Source organism: Streptomyces lydicus (genome assembly GCF_004125265.1).
In the GTDB taxonomy this organism is placed as follows: domain Bacteria; phylum Actinomycetota; class Actinomycetes; order Streptomycetales; family Streptomycetaceae; genus Streptomyces; species Streptomyces lydicus_C.
The window spans coordinates 2,514,891-2,532,002 of record NZ_RDTE01000003.1 but is presented as its reverse complement, the minus strand read 5'-3'; the positions used below and the strand labels follow the sequence as shown (position 1 = coordinate 2,532,002).

Annotated in this window: 14 protein-coding genes; 8 read left to right on the top strand and 6 right to left on the bottom strand. The window is 71.7% G+C overall.

Going from position 1 to position 17,112, the window contains the following annotated elements:
• Positions 1 to 94: 94 nt before the first annotated feature.
• Positions 95 to 1,021 (top strand): bifunctional DNA-formamidopyrimidine glycosylase/DNA-(apurinic or apyrimidinic site) lyase, encoded by a 927-nt coding sequence (mutM, locus tag D9V36_RS13505; protein WP_129293994.1) that lies wholly within the window; start codon positions 95 to 97, stop codon positions 1,019 to 1,021.
• A 27-nt stretch (positions 1,022 to 1,048) separates the two neighbouring features.
• Here mutM and D9V36_RS13500 read toward each other — a convergent pair whose 3' ends face one another.
• On the bottom strand, positions 1,049 to 1,474 hold the full coding sequence (locus D9V36_RS13500) for a winged helix-turn-helix transcriptional regulator (protein WP_129293993.1): 426 nt from the start codon (positions 1,472 to 1,474) through the stop codon (positions 1,049 to 1,051).
• 138 nt (positions 1,475 to 1,612) lie between these two features.
• On the opposite strand from D9V36_RS13500, the gene D9V36_RS13495 reads away from it, so the two are divergent.
• Complete coding sequence (locus D9V36_RS13495; protein WP_129293992.1) at positions 1,613 to 2,218, top strand: flavodoxin family protein; 606 nt, start codon at positions 1,613 to 1,615, stop codon at positions 2,216 to 2,218.
• A gap of 180 nt (positions 2,219 to 2,398) precedes the next feature.
• Here the strand turns inward: D9V36_RS13495 and D9V36_RS13490 are convergent, their stop codons facing one another.
• The gene (locus D9V36_RS13490; protein ID WP_129293991.1) at positions 2,399 to 3,331 is read right to left on the bottom strand and encodes a CAP domain-containing protein; all 933 of its coding nucleotides are present in this window, start codon (positions 3,329 to 3,331) and stop codon (positions 2,399 to 2,401) included.
• A gap of 177 nt (positions 3,332 to 3,508) precedes the next feature.
• Between D9V36_RS13490 and D9V36_RS13485 the strand changes: the two genes are divergently transcribed.
• The 4 genes from D9V36_RS13485 (at position 3,509) to D9V36_RS13465 (ending at position 10,337) form a co-directional block, all read left to right on the top strand.
• A complete protein-coding gene (locus D9V36_RS13485) occupies positions 3,509 to 3,790 on the top strand; it encodes an acylphosphatase (RefSeq protein ID WP_088800269.1) in 282 nt (93 codons plus the stop codon).
• 383 nt (positions 3,791 to 4,173) lie between these two features.
• A complete protein-coding gene (locus D9V36_RS13475; protein WP_006602857.1) occupies positions 4,174 to 4,377 on the top strand; it encodes a hypothetical protein in 204 nt (67 codons plus the stop codon).
• A 300-nt stretch (positions 4,378 to 4,677) separates the two neighbouring features.
• Entirely contained in the window at positions 4,678 to 8,607 is a 3,930-nt protein-coding gene (locus D9V36_RS13470; RefSeq protein WP_129293990.1) for an AAA family ATPase, read from the top strand.
• 311 nt (positions 8,608 to 8,918) lie between these two features.
• The gene (locus tag D9V36_RS13465; RefSeq protein WP_129293989.1) at positions 8,919 to 10,337 is read left to right on the top strand and encodes a sugar porter family MFS transporter; all 1,419 of its coding nucleotides are present in this window, start codon (positions 8,919 to 8,921) and stop codon (positions 10,335 to 10,337) included.
• A gap of 117 nt (positions 10,338 to 10,454) precedes the next feature.
• Here the strand turns inward: D9V36_RS13465 and D9V36_RS13460 are convergent, their stop codons facing one another.
• Positions 10,455 to 11,486: a GlxA family transcriptional regulator gene (locus D9V36_RS13460; RefSeq protein ID WP_129293988.1), complete on the bottom strand. Its 1,032-nt coding sequence runs from the start codon at positions 11,484 to 11,486 to the stop codon at positions 10,455 to 10,457.
• 71 nt (positions 11,487 to 11,557) lie between these two features.
• On the opposite strand from D9V36_RS13460, the gene D9V36_RS13455 reads away from it, so the two are divergent.
• Entirely contained in the window at positions 11,558 to 11,968 is a 411-nt protein-coding gene (locus tag D9V36_RS13455) for a cupin domain-containing protein (RefSeq protein WP_129293987.1), read from the top strand.
• A gap of 15 nt (positions 11,969 to 11,983) precedes the next feature.
• Here the strand turns inward: D9V36_RS13455 and D9V36_RS13450 are convergent, their stop codons facing one another.
• Positions 11,984 to 12,988, bottom strand: coding sequence for an LLM class flavin-dependent oxidoreductase (locus D9V36_RS13450; RefSeq protein WP_129293986.1), 1,005 nt, complete (start codon positions 12,986 to 12,988; stop codon positions 11,984 to 11,986).
• A 101-nt stretch (positions 12,989 to 13,089) separates the two neighbouring features.
• Entirely contained in the window at positions 13,090 to 14,568 is a 1,479-nt protein-coding gene (locus tag D9V36_RS13445) for a purine-cytosine permease family protein (protein ID WP_129293985.1), read from the bottom strand.
• Positions 14,569 to 15,050: 482 nt separating this feature from the next.
• On the opposite strand from D9V36_RS13445, the gene ftsY reads away from it, so the two are divergent.
• Positions 15,051 to 16,280, top strand: coding sequence for a signal recognition particle-docking protein FtsY (gene ftsY / locus D9V36_RS13440; RefSeq protein WP_129293984.1), 1,230 nt, complete (start codon positions 15,051 to 15,053; stop codon positions 16,278 to 16,280).
• Between the two features lie 87 nt (positions 16,281 to 16,367).
• Here ftsY and D9V36_RS13435 read toward each other — a convergent pair whose 3' ends face one another.
• Entirely contained in the window at positions 16,368 to 17,036 is a 669-nt protein-coding gene (locus D9V36_RS13435; protein WP_129293983.1) for a bifunctional DNA primase/polymerase, read from the bottom strand.
• Positions 17,037 to 17,112 lie beyond the last annotated feature (76 nt).

The following is a 17,112-nucleotide window of genomic DNA, read 5'->3' as shown; positions in this document are numbered from 1 at the left end:
CCGGCCCCGTGCGCCCGGTGCCGGGCGGGACGTTGGGCCCCGGAGGGGAGAGGTACGCTGCGGCTGTCGTCCCCCCGTTGTCCCGAGGAGTCCTGTGCCCGAGCTGCCCGAGGTCGAGGTCGTACGCCGCGGACTGGAGCGCTGGGTCAGCGGCCGCACGATCGACGAGGTCGAGGTGCGGCATCCGCGCGCGATCCGCCGGCACACGGCCGGTGCGGCCGACTTCGCGGCCCGGCTCATGGGTCTGCAACTCGGCGCGGCACGGCGGCGCGGCAAGTACCTCTGGCTCCCGGTGACCGGCGGGGGCCCGGCCGCACAGACCGCCGCCGAAGGCCTTCCCCCGATGGTCACGCCGTCCGTCACCCACGGCCTGGCGATCCTCGCCCACCTCGGGATGAGCGGCCAGTTGCTCGTCCAGCCGCAGGACGCCCCGGACGAGAAGCATCTGCGGATCCGGCTCCGCTTCGCCGACGACCTCGGCACCGAACTCCGCTTCGTCGACCAGCGCACCTTCGGCGGCCTCTCACTGCACGACACCGTCCCCGGCGACGCGGACCACCTGCCCGACGCCATCGCCCATATCGCCCGCGACCCGCTCGACGCGGCCTTCGACGACGCCGCCTTCCACGACGCGCTGCGCCGCCGCCGGACCACCGTCAAACGGGCGTTGCTCGACCAGACGCTGATCAGCGGCGTGGGCAACATCTACGCGGACGAGGCGCTGTGGCGCAGCAAGCTCCACTACGAACGGCCGACCGCCACCTTCACCCGCCCGCGCACCGCCGAACTGCTCGGCCACGTACGGGAGGTGATGGATGCCGCGCTCGCCGTCGGCGGCACCAGCTTCGACAGTCTCTATGTCAACGTCAACGGGGAGTCCGGCTACTTCGAGCGCTCCCTGGACGCCTACGGCCGCGAGGACGAACCCTGCCGCCGCTGCGGTACCCCGATCCGCCGCCGTCCCTGGATGAACCGCTCCAGCTACTTCTGCCCCCGCTGCCAGCGGCCGCCGCGCGGCTGAACCCGGCAGACCGGCGCGGTCGCCGGATCAGCCCGCGGGGTGCCGGGCGTCATAGCGCTCCCGGGCCTGGAGCACCTGCGGCATCCGGTCCTCCACCAGGGCGATCAACAGCTGCAGTTGCCGGGCGACCTGGTGGCCCAGCGGTGTCAGCGCGTAATCCACCCGGGGCGGGTTGGTCTGCTGCGCCTCGCGGTGGACGAGCCCGTCCCGCTCCAGTGCGTGCAGGGTCTGGGCCAGCATCTTTTCGCTCACCCCTTGCACCCGGCGGCGCAGTTCGTTGAACCGGAAGGTGCCGTCGAGCAGCGCGCCCAGCGTCAGGCTGCCCCATCGGTCGGTGACGTGTTTGAGCGCGTCACGGGAGGGACAGTCGCGCGCGAACACGTCATAGGCCAGATCGTCCGCACAGTCGGTGGGAGGCTCCTCGGCCGTCTCGGCAGGGTTCTCGGTCGCCATACCGACACCATACCCTCGCACAGCGCTAACCAAAGGATTGCGCTTTCTAAAAGTTAGTGCTTATCTTCTCCCATCACACCCCGACGTCCCCGGGCGCCGACCGTCCCGGGGTGCCGTTGACCCTGAGGAGGAACCGCCGTGACCAGCTCCGTCCTGCCCGCCCCCGTCGTCTCCATCGCCTATCACTCCGGCTTCGGCCACACCGCCGTACTGGCCGAGGCCGTCCACGCGGCTGCCGCCGGGGCAGGGGCCACCGTCCACCTGATCAAGGTCGACGAGATCACCGAGGCCCAGTGGGATCAGCTCGACGCCTCCGACGCGATCGTCTTCGGTTCGCCGACCTACATGGGGACGGCCTCCGGGGCGTTCCACACCTTCGCCGAGGCGACCGCCAAGCGCTGGGCGACCCGTGCCTGGCAGGACAAGCTCGCGGCCGGCTTCACCAACTCCGCCTCCAAGAGCGGGGACAAGCTGCACACCCTGCAGTTCTTCACGGTGCTCGCCGCCCAGCACGGCATGAGCTGGGTCAGCCTCAACCTGCTCCCCGGCTGGAACTCCTCCACCGCCTCGGAGAACGACCTCAACCGGCTCGGCTTCTTCCTGGGGGCCGGCGCCCAGTCCGACAACGACCAGGGCGCGGAGGCGGTCCACAAGGCCGATATCGCCACCGCCGAACACCTCGGACGCCGTATCGCCGAGCAGGCCCGCATCTTCGCTGCGGGCCGCGCCGCCGTCGCCGCCTGACCGGCGGGTGCGGGGGATGCCGGCCCCGCGCCCCCGGTGCGCGAGACGCCCGCGAGGTCAGCAAGCCCCACAGCTCCCCCGCATGCGAGAAGCCCGCGCCGCCCCCTGACAGGTCACGGGGCGGCGCGGGCTTCTCATGCCTCTGGGGTCCTCACCCCGGCGGGGAACCGTCCGGCTGCCTCAGAAGCCGAAGTCCTGCGTCCACCACGGGCCGCCCGGCCCGACATGGGCGCCGACGCCGAGGGTCTTGTAGTCGCAGTTGAGGATGTTGGCGCGGTGGCCGGGGCTGTGCATCCAGGAGTCCATCACGGCCTGGGCGGTGGCCTGTCCGCGGGCTATGTTCTCGCCGCCCAGGTCGTCGATGCCCGCGTCACGGGCGCGGTCCCAGGGCGTGTCCCCGTCCGGGTCGGTGTGGTCGAAGAAGCCGCGCCGGGCCATGTCGTCACTGAACTGCTGTGCGAGCCCGGCCAGTTCCTTGTCCGCCGTGACGGGGGAGCAGCCGGCCCGGGCGCGCTCCTGGTTGACCAGGGACAGGACCTGGGACTCGGCGGACGACTGGGTATCGGTGGCCTTCGACGGCGCCGCGCTGCGTTCGGGCGCTGCCGAGGACGACCGGCCGGCGGGCCCGGCGGGCCGGCGGGTCTCGGACTTCCCGGCGGGGGAGGTGGCCGCCCTGTGGGGAGAGGGCGACGTCGAGGGAGTGGTGGGGGAGGAGGGGCGCCCGGTGGCGGGGGCCGTGGCGCGGGCGCTGCCGCGGCTGGCCTGTTCCGTGGCACGGCCGGACGGGGTCGCCGACCCGCCGCCCAGCGGCTCGGTGGCCTCCGGCAGCGCACCAGCGCGTACCCGGTCCCCTTGGTCGCCGTTGGTTCCCCCGTCGAACTGGCCGTGGCCCGGGATCAGTCCGGAGGCGACCGCCACGGCTCCCATCGCCACCACCGCGGAGGCGCCGAGCAGTCCGGTGCGTACGGGGGCCCGCCCGCGGCGCGGGGCCCCGCGCCGTCCGCGGCGCAGGTCCGCGGCCGACGAGTCGGGGCGTCCTGCCGGCGATGCGTCAACAGGCCCCGCACCGGGGGCATCGGGGGCTGGGGGAGCAGAGCGTCGATGGCGGCCCATCCGCTGTCTTCCTTCCCCGGTGCAAGCACCGGCTCCACTGGTGCGGCTACCGCCGCAGAGCTTCCTGGGCGTCAAGATGGCTCACCCATAAGAGTGAGCCTCGCTTGTCGGGGGACTGTATGCCATGACGGAAGGGCAGAAGTGACTGCTGAGCAATTGGCCAGTTAACGTGCACACATGAACGAAGATGTCCGTGTGACCGCCTGGGTGCGTGGTCAGGTCCAAGGCGTCGGGTTCCGTTGGTTCACCCGGGCCAACGCCCTTCGCATCGGCGAACTCTCCGGATTTGCGGTCAATCTCGGTGACGGCCGTGTCCAGGTGGTCGCCGAGGGTCCGAAGGACCACTGCGACGCGCTGCTGGACTGGCTTCGCACCGGAGACACGCCCGGGCGGGTCGACGGAGTCACTGAGATATGGGACACGCCCCGCGGCGGTTACGACGGCTTCGAAATCCGCTGAGCGGGTCCGCCGAAACCGTCCGTACGGCCGTCACAGGTGATCTTGCGAAGGCGTCCTTGTTCGCAGCTCACAGGAGATAAGGCCTGGTGGTTGCCAATCCGGCCGACCCGTGCAAGGCTGCCGCTGTACGGATGATCTCCACGCCCCCGCGGGACCTTTCTGGGGAGTCGGCGCAGCGCCCTCGCGGCCGCGCACTCTCAGGTGCCCGAGGATACGGGGCGTGATCGTGTTGACCGTCAAACCGTTTGGTGAGACTCTGGAATCCCCGCGCACCTTAGCTGTTTGGCATTGAGTACACGCAGAGAATGACAAGCACCGCGGGTGCGAATCCCTCACGACCCACACCGCTTCGGTCGGTCACTCATTGTGGAGGACCATCCATCATGGCAAAGGCGCTTCTCGGTTACGTCGGCGGCTCCGACCCCCGAGTCCTCTCCGAGATGCGACGGCTTCAGCAGCGCGTCCAAGACCTTGAATCCGAACTTATTCGGATGCAGGCCGAAAACGACATGCTGTCCGCTGCCGCACGTCGCGACGACTCGATGCTCGACATCGACGTACCCCAGGCGGAGCCCGCGCTCACCTGACCCCGACCTCAGGGCCGGTAGGGCTGCTCGCCAGCCGCTTGAGGCACCGCTCTCTTCAAGATCTGCAAGGGACGCTTCGGCGTCCCTTCGTCGTTTCCGGCTCTTTCGATTTCCGGCCTATTCGGACCTTCCGGCCACTTCAGCCGTGCCGCCCCTCCCTTACCGCATGATGTGCCCTGCGCTTTCGGCAATGAAACCGAAAATGAACGGTGCGGTATACCCGGGGCCGTACGGGGCGGGTGATCGGCGCCGGAATGTTGGGGGTCGTCCCCCGATGGGCGGCCGGTAGAGTCCCACGGCGTGCATCTCAAGAGTCTGACCCTGCGAGGTTTCAAGTCCTTCGCCTCCGCCACGACGCTCCGGTTCGAACCGGGCATCACCTGCGTCGTGGGCCCGAACGGCTCCGGCAAGTCCAATGTGGTGGACGCGCTGTCCTGGGTCATGGGCGAGCAGGGAGCCAAGTCGCTGCGCGGCGGGAAGATGGAGGACGTCATCTTCGCCGGGACGACCGGGCGGCCGCCGCTCGGCCGTGCCGAGGTCTCGCTCACCATCGACAACGCCGACGGTGCGCTGCCGATCGAATACGCCGAAGTCACCCTGACCCGGATCATGTTCCGCAACGGCGGCAGCGAATACCAGATCAACGGCGACACCTGCCGGCTGCTGGACATCCAGGAATTGCTCTCCGATTCCGGTATCGGCCGGGAGATGCACGTCATCGTCGGACAGGGGCAGCTCGACTCCGTCCTGCATGCCGACCCGATGGGGCGCCGGGCCTTCATCGAGGAAGCGGCCGGTGTCCTCAAGCACCGCAAGCGCAAGGAAAAGGCGCTGCGGAAGCTGGACGCGATGAAGGCCAACCTCGCCCGCGTCCAGGATCTGACCGATGAGCTGCGGCGCCAGCTCAAGCCGCTGGGGCGGCAGGCCGCGGTCGCCCGGCGCGCCGCCGTCATCCAGGCCGACCTGCGGGACGCCCGGCTGCGGCTGCTCGCCGACGACCTCGTCACCCTGCGCCGGGCGCTGGCGGCCGAGATCGCGGACGAGGCGGCGCTCAAGGAGCGCAAGCAGGCCGCCGAGGACCGGCTGCGCACCGCCCAGCAGCGCGAGGCGGCGCTGGAGGCAGAGGTGCGCACCCTGACGCCGCGGGTGCAGCGCGCCCAGCAGACCTGGCATGAGCTCTCCCAGCTCGCGGAGCGGGTGCGCGGCACGATCTCGCTGGCCGAGGCCCGGGTCAAGAGCGCTTCGGCGGCCCCGCCGGAGGAGCGGCACGGGCGTGACCCCGAGGACATGGAGCGCGAGGCGGCCCGGATCCGTGAGCAGGAGGCGGAGTTGACGGCCGCGCTGGAGGCGGCGAGCCGGGCACTGGAGGACACCGTCGAACACCGTGCCGAACTGGAGCGGCAACTGGCGGACGAGGAGCGGCGGCTGCGGGACGCCGCCCGGGCCATCGCCGACCGCCGCGAGGGCCTGGCCCGGCTGAGCGGACAGGTCACCGCCGCCCGTGGCCGGGCCGCCTCGGCGCAGGCGGAGATCGGCCGGCTGGCCGAGGCCAGGGACGCCGCCCGGCGCCGGGCGGTCACCGCCCAGGAGGAGTACGAACAGCTCAAGGCCGAGGTCGACGGGCTGGACGCGGACGACCAGGAGATCGCCGAGCGGCACGAGGCGGCCCGCCACGACCTGGCGGAGGCGGAGTCCGCGCTGTCCGCCGCGCGGGAGGCGCTGGGCACGGCCGAGCGTGAACGGGCCGCGACCGCCGCACGGCATGACGCACTGGCGCTGGGGCTGCGCCGTAAGGACGGCACCGGCGCGCTGCTGGCCGCCGCAGGTCAGCTCACCGGCCTGCTCGGTCCGGCGGCGGAACTGCTGACCGTCGCCCCCGGTTTCGAGGTCCCGGTGGCGGCCGCGCTCGGCGTGGCCGCGGACGCCCTCGCCGTCACCGGCCCGGACACCGCCGCCGAGGCCATCCGGCTGCTGCGCACCCAGGACGCGGGGCGGGCGGCGATGGTGCTGGGGGGAAGCGGGAGCCGCCGGGGTGCGGGGCGGGTGCCTGCGCAGTCGGCGCGGGTTGCGGAGGACGGGGAGACGGCGGGGGGCGTGGAGACGGCGGGGGCCGTGGAGGCGGCGGAGGATGTGCCTGGTGCCGCTGGTGCCGCTGGTGCCGCTGGTGCCGCTGGTGCCGCTGGTGCCGCTGGTGCCCCTGGCGCCTCGGGTTCCCCGGATGCCCCGGATACCCCGGATACCCCGGATACCCCGGATGCCCCGGATGCCCCGGAGGCCACTGACGCACCCGAGACCGTTCGGGTGTCGGCGTGGAGTGGGGCCGGCCCGGCCGAGGGCGCCGTGGTGGATGCCCGTGGGAGCGAGGCCCGGAAACCTGGCGCATCCGGGTCCGCCGGGTCCTGGTCCCCCGGGCCCCGGTCCGGGCCCGTACCGGCGGTGGAACTGGTGCGGGGACCCGCGGAGTTGACGGCCGCCGTGGCCCGGCTGCTGCGGGACGTCGTGGTGGTCGGGACGCTGGAGGACGCCGAGGAGCTGGTGGCCGCGCGGCCGGAGCTGACGGCGGTGACCGGTGAGGGCGATCTGCTCGGGGCGCATTTCGCGCACGGCGGCTCCGCCGCTGCGCCGAGCCTGCTGGAGGTGCAGGCCTCCGTCGACGAGGCGGCCGCCGAGCTGGAGGAGTTGGCGGCGCGCTGTGCGGAGCTGGCACGGGCGCAGCGGGCCGCGGCGGAACGCCGTACGGAGTGTGCCGCGCTGGTGGAGGAGCTGGCCGGGCGGTGGCGGGCGGCGGACCGGGAGAAGTCGAAGGTCGCCGGGGACCTCGGCCGGCTCGGCGGGCAGGCACGGGCGGCCGCGGGGGAGGCCGAGCGGGCCGACGCGGCGGCCGCCAAGGCCGAGGAGGCGCTGGCGCGGGCCACCGAGGAGGCCGAGGAGCTGGCCGAGCGCCTTGCGGTGGCCGAGGAGGAGCCGGGCGTCGGCGACGAGGAGCCCGATACCTCCGCGCGGGACCGGCTGGCCGCCGACGGTGCCAATGCGCGGCAGACCGAGATGGAGGCCCGGCTCCAGGCGCGGACGCACGAGGAGCGGGTCAAGGCGCTGGCCGGGCGGGCCGATGCGCTGGACCGGGGGGCGCGCGCCGAACGCGAGGCGCGGCTGCGGGCCGAGCGGCGGCGCGCCCGGCTGCGGCACGAGGCGCAGGTGGCCGGGGCGGTCGCCGCCGGTGCCCGGCAGTTGCTGGCCCATGTCGAGGTGTCGGCCGTACGGGCCGAGGAGGAGCGGGGCGCGGCGGAGCGGGACAGGGCCGAGCGGGAGCAGGCGCTGGTGGCCGAGCGCGACCAGGGCCGGGAACTGAAGTCCGAGCTGGACAAGCTGACGGACTCGATGCACCGCGGCGAGGTGCTGGGCGCGGAGAAGCGGCTGCGGATCGAGCAGCTGGAGACCAAGGCGCTGGAGGAGCTGGGGGTGGAGCCGGCCGGGCTGATGTCCGAGTACGGCCCCGAGCAGCCGGTCCCGCCGTCGCCGGCCGCCGAGGGCGAGGTGCTTCCGGAGGATCCGGAGCATCCGCGCCACCAGCCGGTGCCCTATGTACGGGCCGAGCAGGAAAAGCGGCTCAAGGCGGCCGAGCGGGCGTATCAGCAGCTCGGGAAGGTGAATCCGCTGGCATTGGAGGAGTTCGCCGCATTGGAGGAGCGGCACAAGTTCCTCAGCGAGCAGCTTGAAGACTTGAAGAAGACCCGCGCCGACCTGATGCAGGTGGTCAAGGAGGTCGACGAGCGGGTGGAACAGGTCTTCACCGAGGCCTACCAGGACACCGCACGCGAGTTCGAGGGCGTCTTCGCACGGCTCTTCCCGGGTGGCGAGGGGCGGTTGGTGCTGACCGATCCGGACGACATGCTGGCGACCGGGGTGGATGTGGAGGCGCGCCCGCCGGGGAAGAAGGTCAAGCGGCTGTCGCTGCTGTCCGGTGGTGAGCGGTCGTTGACCGCGGTGGCGCTGCTGGTGTCGATCTTCAAGGCGCGGCCCAGCCCGTTCTATGTGATGGACGAGGTGGAGGCCGCCCTGGACGACACCAATCTGCAGCGGCTGATCGGGATCATGGAGGAGCTGCAGGAGAGTTCCCAGCTGATCGTGATCACCCATCAGAAACGGACGATGGAGGTCGCGGACGCCCTTTACGGGGTATCGATGCAGGGGGACGGCGTCACCAAGGTCATCAGCCAGCGGCTGCACTGAGCGCGGGAGCGGCACAGCGGGCCCGCGTCGGTCAGGGGTGATATCGCCCGGAATCGGCGTCCGTCCCGGCCCTCCTCGGGGCCGCCTTTGATTGCCCGGAGTGTCCGACACTGCATCAGTTCAGAACTTGAACGAACTGCCTCTCGCGTGACCGAGAAACAAATTCATCTCGGCCTATTGACTTCGAAACTTGAAGGCATAGTCTCTGCAACGTCGCTTTTACCTTCAAGTGGTGGGTGCCCCCAACCTATGCACCACTTGTAGGGCCAGCCCCCTAACCCGGCAGCGCAGCCGGGCCACTGGAGTTCACGTTGACCAGCACCGCGCAGCCGACGGGTTCGGAAGGCCGCAAAGCCCATCCCGAACATCTCGGCCATGTCATCTTCATCACCGCGGCTGCCGCGATGGGCGGCTTTCTCTTCGGCTATGACAGCTCTGTCATCAATGGTGCCGTCGAGGCGATCCGTGGCCGTTATGAGGTCGGTTCCGCCGTACTCGCCCAGGTGATCGCCATCGCGCTGATCGGCTGTGCCATCGGCGCCGCCACCGCGGGCCGGATCGCGGACCGTATCGGCCGTATCCGCGTGATGCAGATCGCCTCGGTGCTGTTCACCATCAGCGCCGTCGGCTCGGCTCTCCCGTTCGCCCTCTGGGACCTCGCCTTCTGGCGGATCATCGGCGGCTTCGCCATCGGTATGGCCTCGGTCATCGGCCCGGCCTATATCGCCGAGGTCTCGCCGTCCGCCTACCGCGGCCGTCTCGGCTCGTTCCAGCAGGCCGCGATCGTCATCGGCATCGCCATCTCCCAGCTCGTCAACTGGGGCATCCTCAACCTCGCCGACGGCAAGCAGCGCGGCGTCATCGCCGGCCTGGAGGCCTGGCAGTGGATGCTCGGTGTGATGGTCATCCCGGCCGTGCTCTACGGTCTGCTCTCCTTCGCGATCCCCGAGTCGCCGCGGTACCTGATCTCCGTCGACAAGGTCTCCAAGGCCAAGGAGGTGCTTGCCGAGGTCGAGGGCAAGACCGTGGACCTCGACAAGCGGGTCGCGGAGATCAAGGACGCGATGCGCCGCGAGCACAAGGCGTCGTTCAAGGACCTGCTCGGCAGCAAGTTCGGCTTCCTGCCGATCGTCTGGGTCGGCATCGGACTGTCGGTCTTCCAGCAGCTGGTCGGCATCAACGTCGCGTTCTACTACTCCTCGGCGCTGTGGCAGTCCGTCGGCATCGACCCGAGTGCGTCGTTCTTCTACAGCTTCACGACGTCGATCATCAACATCATCGGCACCGTGATCGCGATGATCTTCGTCGACCGGATCGGCCGCCGCCCGCTGGCGCTGGTCGGCTCGGCCGGTATGGCCATCGCGCTCGGCCTGGAGGCCTGGGCCTTCTCCGCCAAGACCGCGGCCGGCACCCTGCCGGCCACCGAAGGCACCGTGGCCCTGATCGCCGCCCATGTCTTCGTGCTCTTCTTCGCCCTCTCCTGGGGCGTCGTGGTCTGGGTCTTCCTCGGCGAGATGTTCCCGAACAAGATCCGCGCCGCCGCGCTGGGCGTCGCCGCCTCCGCGCAGTGGATCGCCAACTGGGCCATCACGGCCAGCTTCCCGAGCCTTTCGGACTGGAACCTCTCGGGTACGTACGTCATCTACGCGGTCTTCGCTCTGCTCTCGATCCCCTTCGTGCTGAAGTACGTCAAGGAGACCAAGGGCAAGGCGTTGGAGGAGATGGGCTAACCCCCCGCCAGTCCTTCTCCTCAGTACTGGGTACTGCCCCGGGTCAACAGGGACCCCGGGCAGTACCCGTCTTTTGTGCCGGGGCGCTGCTTCGTCGTACCGGTGCGCCGCGGCGCCTCAGGCGCCGTCGCCGGCCCGGGGCGCGCCGCCCGCCGCACGGAACGCCCGCCGGTACGCGGACGGCGTGGTGTGCAGCGCGCGCTGGAAGCGCCGGCGGAAGTTGACCGCCGACGACAGGCCGACGCGCAGCGCGACCGCCTCGACGGGCAGATCGCTCTCCTCCAACAGGGCCCGGGCGGCGGCGAGACGACGGTCCAGCAGCCACTGGCCGGGGCTGGTGCCGAGCTGGTCGGCGAACCGCCGGGCGAGGGTGCGCGGGGAGATCCGCAGCCGCCCGGCCATGTCCTCGACGGAAACCGGCTCGGCCAGCCGGCCGGCCACCCACTCCAGCAGCGGGGCGAGCGAGTGCCGCATGCCGGGGGAGGGGTCGGGATTCTCCCCCGGGGGCGGTGCGGCGTACTGGGTCTGGCCTCCTTCACGGTGCGGCGGCATGACCATGTGCCGGGCGATCCGTGCGGCATGGGCCGCGCCGTGGTCGCGGCGTACGAGATGCAGACAGAGGTCCACACCGGCCGCCGCTCCCGCGCTGGTCGCCAGGTCGCCGTGATCGATGTACAGCACCGCGGGGTCCACCTCGATGCGGGGGAAGCGCTCCGTGAGGGTGGCCGCCAGATTCCAGTGGGTGGTCGCCCGGCGGCCGTCCAGCAGCCCGGTCTGCGCCAGCGCGAAGGCACCGGAACAGATGCTGACCAGCCGGGCGCCCCGCGCATGCGCGTACCGCAGCGCCGTGCGGGTGGCGGGCGCGAGCGGTTCCCCGGCCGGGGTCCAGCCGGGGATGACGATGGTGTCCGCGGTCTCCAGCGCCGACAGGCCGCGGGTCACCAGCATGTCGTAGCCCGCCGTCGTCGGTACGGGCCCGGGCCGTGGCGTACACACCCCGAAGTCGTAGCGGGCGGGCAGCCCGGGGCGCCGGGTGCCGAAGACCTCGGCGGCACAGCCGAGTTCGAAGACCGGCTGGGGCGGGCGCACCAGCGCCACCACGCGGTGCACGGGGTCCTGCTGCGGGTCGTGCCGCGTCGGTGCTGCCATGGCAGGAAAGTACCTCAGGACGTCATTTCTGACACTGGGGGAGCGCCTTCCGTCCGGCGAGAGTGGGGGACATGAGCGAGACGGAGACGACCGCGTACGCGGCTACGGGCCCGGCGGCGGACGGGCAAGGGGCGGGACAGGGACCGGGCGCAGGGGCAGTGGGCGGGACCCCGGGCTACGTGTGGACGTCGGTGGACGATGCCCCGGTCAGGGAGCTGTTCCCCGGCATCCGGATCAGGCCGTTGTGGACCGGCGACGACGGGGCGAAGGCCCAGGTGCTGGAGATGGATCCGGGCAGCCGCTGGGAGGGCATCGATGTGCACGCACCCGGGCCCGAGGAGGTCTTCGTGGTCTCGGGCACCTTCCACGACGGCGACCGCGACCACCCGGCCGGGTCCTTCCTCCATGCGCCGGCCGGCTCCTGGCACGTACCGCAGTCGGCGGCCGGCTGCACCCTCTTCGTCTTCTATCCGGAAGGCTGAACCCGCCCCCGGCCGTCAGTCCTTGAGGCGCGGCAGCACCTCCTCGGCGAACAGATGCAGCGAGCGCCACCCCTCGTCGACGGGCATCCCGCCGCACAGCGGATGCAGGATCAGCGAGCCCCGGTCGCCCGTCTGCCGGGCCAGCCGCAGGCACTCGTCCGGGGTGACGATGCGGTAGACCCCCTCCTCGCGCAGCGCCGCGACGTCCCGGGCCGACGAGTGCACCGCGGAGCGGCTGCCGGCCGGCTGCCAGGAGGCGTACATCCTGGCCTCGTGCAGCAGATGGCCCCCGTGGACGGCCCAGGTGCGGTCCGGGTCCTCGGAGAGGTGGAGGAGCGAGGTGTGTGCGGGCGGCTGCATCACCCAGCCTTCGGTGCCGTAGGCGGTGCGCTGCTCGTGGTAATAGGCCTCCAGTTCCGGGAGGTGGGCACTGGGGAAGAGGGGGAGCCCCAAGCGGGCCGCGCGCCGGGCGGCGGCCCGGGAGCTGCCGCCGATCAGCAGCAGGGGGTGCGGCCGGGTGTACGGGCGGGGGGTGACCTGCACCGTGCGTCCCCGGTAGGTGAACGGTTCACCGGTCCAGGCGGACAGCACGGTCTCCAGCACCTCGTCCTGGAGCGCGCCACGGCCCTGCCAGTCCTTCCCGTGCGCCGCATACTCCTCGGGCCGGTAGCCGAGGCCGGCGACGGTGACCAGCCGGCCGCCACTGAGGAGGTCGAGCGAGGTGAGGTCTTCGGCCAGCCGCAGCGGGTCGTGCAGCGGGGTGATCAGCGCGGAGACGGTGACGCCGATGCGGCGGGTGGCGCCGAAGACGGCGCCCGCGAAGGTGAGCGGGGAGGGCATCCAGCCGTTGGTGGTGGCGTGGTGCTCCTCGGTCTGGACCATGGTCAGACCGCGGTCGTCGGCGAACGCGGCCATCTCGACGGCGGCCCGGTAGCGGGCCAGCAGCGCGTCGGGTGTGGGAGCGGGGTCGACGAGGTTGATGCGCAGGACCGTGACAGGCAGGTCGGGCAGGGCAGACATGGCAAACGTCCCCTTCGCCAAGGTGGTTGGCGAAGGGGACGCTAGCTGACGTTACGTCAGATCACTAGGGGGCGGTTCCGGTCCGCGGCGCGGCGGCCGGGTCAGCCCACCTCGACCGGCTGCCGGGCCCCGGCCGCGTCGCCGGCCCCGGCCGCAGGGACGGACTCCCGGGGCGTCGGCAGTACGGCGAAGACGAGCGCGGCGATCGCGATCGTGGCCGCCCAGCCCAGGCCGTTCTCGCCGATCCAGGTGGTGGCCAGCGGGCCGGTGAACCACTGGACCTTGGTGAAGCACAGCCCCGCGCCGAGCGCGACCGCCCAGGCCGTCATGGCCTGCCAGCAGAAGCCGCCGGTGTACCAGTAGCGGCTGGTGCGGCCGGTGTTCATCAGGCTGTCGGCGTCATAGCGCACCGCCAGCTTGCGCCGCCGGGCCATGTCGACGCCGTAGACGCCGATCCAGGCGGAGAAGGAGACCGCGAGCAGCGTCAGGAAGGCGATGAACTGGCCGATGAAGTCCTTGGCCACCAGCATCATGAACAGGCCGCCGACCAGGCTGATGACGGCATTGATGCTGACCGCGAGGGCGCGCGGCAGCTTGACGCCCATGGTCTGGGCGGTGAAGCCCGCGGAGTACATCGACAGGCTGTTGATCAGCACCATGCCGACCAGCGCGGTGACCAGGTAGGGCACCGCGAGCCAGGACGGCAGGATGGTGCCGAGGAACGACATCGGGTCGGTGTTCTGGCCGGCCAGCTTCGGGTTGGAGACGGCCATCACGCCGCCCATCAGCACCATCGGCAGCAGCACCAGGGCCGCGCCGGAGACGGTGGTGCCGACGATCTTCTTGCCGGACGTGGAGTGCGGGAGGTAGCGCGCGAAGTCGGGACCGGTGGGCACCCAGCTGATCCCGCCGGCCGCGATGGTGCCGATGCCCGCGATCACCATGGCGGTGGTGCCGGCCTTCTTGGCGAAGATGGCGTCCCAGTTCATCGTGGCGACCAGGTAGACCAGCACCATGATGCTGAACAGGCCGAACAGGTACGTCGAGTACTTGTTGCAGACGTTGAGCGCCTTGCGGCCCAGGCCGCTCACCAGGTAGGTGACCGCCACGAACGCGAGCAGGGTGACGACGACGAGGGCGTTGCTGGTCTGGATCCCCAGCAGCAGACGCAGCACGGTCAGCACCGCGTAGGCGCCGGTGACCGCGTTGATCGTCTCCCAGCCGAAGCGGGCGACCCACAGGATCGCGCCGGGGAAGTAGTTGCCGCGGACGCCGAACGCGGCCCGGGAGAGCATCGCGCCCGGGGCGCCGCCCCACTTGCCCGAGACCGACAGCACGCCCACCATGCCGAACGCGACGGCGGCGGCGACCGCGGCCACCAGCAGGACCTGCCAGAAGTTCAGCCCGTTGCCCACCACGAGCGAGGCGCCCATGGTGAGCAACAACACGCTGATGTTGGCGGCGACCCAGGTCGGGAAGAGCTCGCGGACGCGGCCCTGGCGTTCGTGGTCGGGAACGGGCTCGATGCCGCGGGTCTCGACGGCGCCTTCGGATGCGGGAGCGGACGTGGTGGTGCCCATTGGTGCAGGTATCTCCGTGCGGGATCTGGAGGCACCCCCGGGGAGAGGAGGTGCAGGCAGCGGCTGTGGTGCCTTGGCCAGAATTGGTTGCCAGGACTCTACGCGCGTTGCGCGGCCGCTCACCATCGTACTTTGATCCAACTTCCACCGATTCGTTCCGTTGGACCCCACGACGAGAACGAGTGTCACCCACCTTCGTCGAACGGTCCAGTCGAGGGCTTTCCGGGCAGGTCGGAGGCGGTACGGTCCGTTGCTGGCCGGGTGCGTTCCGTCGCCCCGCCCACCGGGTCGCCGGCCCGTCGCGGCGGCTCTGGCGGCTCATCGGCCGGCGAGGAGATCCACGTCCCGCCACCGGCCCGCTCGACCCCGCTCGCCCCCCTCGGCACCCCTTTCCGGCCACTTCGCAGCGTCCGGTAGCCGCCGCCCGTGGCTTCGGCGCGTGCGGTCCCCACGGGCAGGGCGTGGCTGATACTGGAGGGGTTATGGAAACCGTCATCCTTGCCGTCATCATCGCCGTGGTCGTGCTCGGCGCGATCAGCGGGCTCGTCGTCAGCGGCCGCAAGAAGAAGCAGCTGCCGCCGTCCCCGCCGGCCGCCCCGAAGCCGTCCGTCACCGCGCCCCCCGCCGAACCGCAGGTCGGCGAGGAGGCCGAGACCCCCAGCGACGAAGAACGTCGCACCATCGAAGAAGTCACGCTGCCCACCGCCGAGGCCCCCGTGGCCGAGGCACCGGCCGCCGAGCCCGAGGCGCCCGCCGCGCCCGAGATCGAGGTCCCCGAGCCCACCGCGGGACGGCTGGTCCGGCTGCGCGCCCGGCTCTCCCGCTCCCAGAACACCCTGGGCAAGGGCCTGCTGACCCTGCTGTCCCGGGAACACCTCGACGAGGAGACCTGGGAGGAGATCGAGGACACCCTGCTGAGCGCCGACGTCGGCGTCGCTCCCACCCAGGAGCTCGTCGAGCGGCTGCGCGAGCGGGTCAAGGTCCTCGGCACCCGTACCCCCGAGGGGCTGCGCGCCCTGCTGCGCGAAGAGCTGCTCACCCTCATCGGCACGGACGCCGACCGCACCGTGCACACCGCCAATGGCATCGGCAACGGCGGGGACGAGATCCCCGGCGTCGTCATGGTCGTCGGCGTCAACGGCACCGGCAAGACCACCACCACCGGCAAGCTCGCCCGTGTCCTGGTCGCCGACGGCAAGTCCGTGGTCCTCGGCGCCGCCGACACCTTCCGCGCCGCGGCCGCCGACCAGCTGCAGACCTGGGGCGAGCGGGTCGGTGCCCGTACGGTCCGCGGACCCGAGGGCGGCGACCCCGCCTCGATCGCCTTCGACGCGGTGAAGGAAGGCATCACCGAGGCCGCCGATGTCGTACTGATCGACACCGCGGGCCGGCTGCACACCAAGACCGGGCTGATGGACGAGCTCGGCAAGGTCAAGCGGGTCGTCGAGAAGCACGGCCCGGTCGGCGAGGTGCTGCTCGTCCTGGACGCCACCACCGGCCAGAACGGTCTGGTCCAGGCCCGGGTGTTCGCCGAGGTCGTGGACATCACCGGGGTGGTGCTCACCAAGCTCGACGGCACCGCCAAGGGCGGCATCATCGTCGCCGTCCAGCGCGAGCTCGGCGTCCCCGTCAAGCTCGTCGGCCTGGGCGAGGGCGCGGACGACCTGGCGCCCTTCGAGCCGGAGGCCTTCGTCGACGCCCTGATCGACTGAGGCCGCCGCGCCCCGGACAGTCATCGGCCCCCGGACCCGCACACGGCGGGTACCGGGGGCCGGCGTCGTGCGTTCCGGGCGCCCGGATCACACCACCGCGCGGTGGCACACATACGCCAGGGTGCCCACCACCAGCCGCGCCTGCGGCGGCCGGTCCGTGGTGGCCTGCGTCGGCGGGCGCAGCCAGCGCACCGGGCCGTGGCCGCCGAGGTCGGAGGGCGGCGCGGTGATGTGGTCGCCGGGGCCCAGGGACCGCAGATCGAGCGTGGCGTCGTCCCAGCCCATCCGGTAGAGCAGGTCCGGGAGTTCCTTGGCCGCGCCGGGTGCGACGAAGAACAGCGCCCGGCCGGTCGGGGTCACCGCGGCCGGGCCGAGCGGCAGTCCCATCCGCTCCAGGCGCGCCAGGGCGTTGCGCCCCGCGGCCTCGGGCACGTCGAGGATGTCGAACGTCCGGCCCACCGGGAGTAAGAGCGCGGCGCCCGGCGTCTCCGCCCAGGCCGCGGCGGCCGTCTCCCAGCTCGCCCCGGCCGTCAGCTCCGCGGCGAAGGCCAGCGGATGGGCGCCGGGCGCGGGGCAGTCCGCGGCGCCGCACGAGCAGTCCGTGCCACCGCTGCCCGTGCGCACCGCCCGGGCGCCGGGGACGACGTCCCAGCCCCACAGCCCGGTGTACTCCGCCGCCGCCGTGATGTCGGTCGAGCGGGCGCGGCGCCGGGAGCTGGAACGCATCTCGCGGATGCCGCCGATCGTGAAGCCCATGCCCCCTCCAACGGGTGGTGCGTGCCAGTGGTTACGAGTCGGCGGGTTGACGGCGTCGTGCCCTTCACGCTCCGTC

Bases quoted from the DNA above. Each gene is read 5' to 3' on its own strand.
- D9V36_RS13500 (WP_129293993.1), bottom strand. From the start codon at position 1,474: ATGGCGACCGAGAACCCTGCCGAGACGGCCGAGGAGCCTCCCACCGAC.
- D9V36_RS13490 (WP_129293991.1), bottom strand. From the start codon at position 3,331: ATGGGCCGCCATCGACGCTCTGCTCCCCCAGCCCCCGATGCCCCCGGT.
- D9V36_RS13485 (WP_088800269.1), top strand. From the start codon at position 3,509: ATGAACGAAGATGTCCGTGTGACCGCCTGGGTGCGTGGTCAGGTCCAA.
- D9V36_RS13475 (WP_006602857.1), top strand. From the start codon at position 4,174: ATGGCAAAGGCGCTTCTCGGTTACGTCGGCGGCTCCGACCCCCGAGTC.
- D9V36_RS13460 (WP_129293988.1), bottom strand. From the start codon at position 11,486: ATGGCAGCACCGACGCGGCACGACCCGCAGCAGGACCCCGTGCACCGC.
- D9V36_RS13455 (WP_129293987.1), top strand. From the start codon at position 11,558: ATGAGCGAGACGGAGACGACCGCGTACGCGGCTACGGGCCCGGCGGCG.
- D9V36_RS13450 (WP_129293986.1), bottom strand. From the start codon at position 12,988: ATGTCTGCCCTGCCCGACCTGCCTGTCACGGTCCTGCGCATCAACCTC.
- D9V36_RS13445 (WP_129293985.1), bottom strand. From the start codon at position 14,568: ATGGGCACCACCACGTCCGCTCCCGCATCCGAAGGCGCCGTCGAGACC.
- ftsY (WP_129293984.1), top strand. From the start codon at position 15,051: ATGGAAACCGTCATCCTTGCCGTCATCATCGCCGTGGTCGTGCTCGGC.
- D9V36_RS13435 (WP_129293983.1), bottom strand. From the start codon at position 17,036: ATGGGCTTCACGATCGGCGGCATCCGCGAGATGCGTTCCAGCTCCCGG.